Source organism: Mitsuokella sp. AF21-1AC (genome assembly GCF_003458855.1).
Taxonomy (GTDB): domain Bacteria; phylum Bacillota; class Negativicutes; order Selenomonadales; family Selenomonadaceae; genus Mitsuokella.
On record NZ_QRVW01000057.1, the window covers coordinates 1 to 2,779 of the forward strand.

Annotated in this window: 3 protein-coding genes; all 3 read right to left on the minus strand. The window is 44.1% G+C overall.

Translation table 11 applies throughout. The annotated features are described in order from the left end of the window. On the minus strand, nt 1-582 hold a 582-nt coding region (locus DWX75_RS11850), incomplete at its 3' end, for a hypothetical protein (RefSeq protein ID WP_147671634.1). Further along, entirely contained in the window at nt 582-1,943 is a 1,362-nt protein-coding gene (locus DWX75_RS11855; protein WP_118016515.1) for an AAA family ATPase, read from the minus strand. The genes DWX75_RS11855 and DWX75_RS11850, both read right to left, overlap by 1 nt. A gap of 183 nt (nt 1,944-2,126) precedes the next feature. Beyond that, on the minus strand, nt 2,127-2,779 hold a 653-nt coding region (locus DWX75_RS11860), incomplete at its 5' end, for a DUF1524 domain-containing protein (RefSeq protein ID WP_147671636.1).

A 2,779-nucleotide genomic window follows, 5' to 3' on the forward strand; every position in this document is an offset into this window, starting at 1 on the left:
CCGCTCCATCTGGATTGCTCGATGCGAAATGACGAGCTCTTTATTGAATCCAACCGTCACATGCATTTTCCCTTGAGACCATTCCCGGATTGGATTGATGCATCGCTTTCCCAAGGGAGCTGCCATCATGCGTGGATTCGTACGGTTTTCTGATTCACAGAAATGATTCTCTGCATATGTCGTATACGAATACACAGCTTCGATATGAATCCCTAAAACCGTGCATAATGCCTGCATATCAAGATAACTTGCTCGATTCTTCAACCGAACGTCAAACCACTTTCGGTTATCCATGCGGCCTTTCATTTCAATCATATGCAGGATCCAGCCATTTTCTGTATGCTGCAGGATAGCATGATCAACGCATTTACTCAAGCCGTTGCGCTGATCACGATTCCAAAAACCGCAGCGATTCTTCTTGTCATACTGAGCAATGCATAGATTTTCGCCTTGGATGTGCAGCCTCAGTTCCGTATGACCAGAATCCTGCTCTTCAGTCAACAGATATTCCGAATGCTCCGTTTCCACATACGCCGGATCGATGAATTCATGCAGCACATAATTCAGATTATCATCGTGCATCAGTCATCCTCCCCCTGGAATGCGTAAACCTCATCGAGGATGCGCTCCAACGCATCATTAAAACTGGGAACCTCAAAGCCATACTTCTGCGGTTTCAGCTCTTGGACGACGGTTCCGCTCTGTTCCACGGAATCCTTTAACTCCTTCAACTCCTTTGAGAACTGATACATCCTGACCTGGCGATCCTGCAACAAATCAACAGAGTCATAATCAAACTTTTCCATGAGCTGCTTGCGTTCCGTGCCAGGCCGCTTTGCCAGCTTCAACATATTGTTGACATGCTGCAATATCGTATCGCTATGCGTCGTAACCCATACCGACTTCTTATTGTTCACCAGACGAACGATGAACTGCGCCATCCGCTTCTGCAACGCAGGGTGAAGGTGCGCTTCAGGCTCTTCGATGATAATGGTCTTGAAGTTGATTCCTGACTGCAGCAGCAGCGACAGGGGTGCCAGCTCTGTAATGACCGATGACGTGATGTAAAGTGGCATATCCGTTGCCACGTTCTTGGGCGTGTACTGAAAATCAGGAAGAAGTGTGCGCTTGATCTTAAAAGAACCATCCGTCATGTACGTTTCCAGGAATGGCATCAGTTGCGTTGCCAGCGCATTCGTCCGATGCGGTTCAAACTTCGTGATGAGCTGCAGAAAATCAACGTATGGCAGCGTCAGCGCGCCCCTTGCATCCGCTTCACTCTGGCCGAAGTTCGCCTGGATGGATTGTTCCAAGAGCTGCTTATACGTGAGCATGAATCCCGTCCGAGAAGCCGGCAGGTACACCGGCTCACCATTCCGGCGCCCTCGCATTACTGGCGTATAAAGGGGTGCGGCGATATCCCCCATCAACAGATTCCAGCAGATGTACGTATTCATCCGCAGCAGTTCCTCACGCGTATACACCTCACTCTGCGGGAAGCTGATATCGCGTCCCGGATTGAATGTATAGCGTTTGCCCTCACGGAAATGCAGCTTCAGTGGCTTTTTCTGTCGATATGCCCGGATTTCCATCTTGCCGGATTCCATCGTATAGTTGAACAGATGGCGGAGGAAATCCTTTTTCCTCTGGCTCAGCAGTTCATTGAACCAGTTGAGGTAAAGCGCAACGACTTCGTCGTCAAGCACACTTTCCTTATTGGCATGTTCGCGCAGCCAGTCCTCACACCGCTTATACGTCCGGCTGTCCGACGGACGCGCAGGGAAAAGATTCTTTCCCAAGAACAAGAGCCCCCATAGGATGGTCATCATGTAGGATTTGCCGCTGTTGTTATCGCCAATAAAGAAAATCAGCGGTGCAATCTGGATATCCGCCTTCGTGATTTTTCCGATCCGCTCAACATGCAGAGTCCATTCCTGATTCATATGCTTTCCCCCTGAATCATAGATATTCTCTTTCATTATAACACGGATACACTGGACCGACCAGCATCAGCCTCCATGGTTTTCTGTTATCCACGGTATAAGTTGCTCAATCTCTGATGATGATGGTCCAAAAACCGATAGAGCCTTATCTTGTAAGGCTTAGGTGTGTAAAGTTTAAGCAAATTATTCAAAATGCAATATATGATCATAAAATTCAATAGCTAAAAATTCGCCCCGTTCTCTCGGGTTAAATTTTTTATTCTGCGCATAACGTTCTGCAAAGTCTCGAGTCGTTTTATAGTTTGAATCCTGATAAATAGCGAGTTTTTGCTCAAAAGATATATTACCACATTTTCGATTCAAATGTTCTTCTAATGGCAATAAATTTCCTATTTGACAATTTTCTGTTTTTTCACTATCAGGAAGAGCATGTTCTATCGTCATATTCTCTTGAAATAAATCATGATTTTTATACCTCTCAAAAATTTCCAAGACAATTTTTACTTTTTCCTTATCTTTTGCATCTGTATAGGGGCCATCATGATGTGACCAACCAATAGATTGAAATCTATCTATAAACTGTGATCTTGTCGGTAACTTTTTCTTCAGATCCGACATGAGGTTACGAACTAAATCATCAGAATAATGGTCCAGTAAATTTTCGGAATATTTATTTACTGTCCCAGTTAATTTATTTGAATTTTCTTTACTAATAATATTGAAGCAAACATAGAAATGAAATAAAAACTCAATAACTTTTTCATATAATTTATTATTTATTTTTTCAAGTTTATGATTACTCAAACTTCGCACACCTGAATCCCTCATAAGATAAG

Coding starts and splice junctions, on each gene's coding strand:
- DWX75_RS11855 (WP_118016515.1), bottom strand. CDS start 1,943: ATGAATCAGGAATGGACTCTGCATGTTGAGCGGATCGGAAAAATCACG.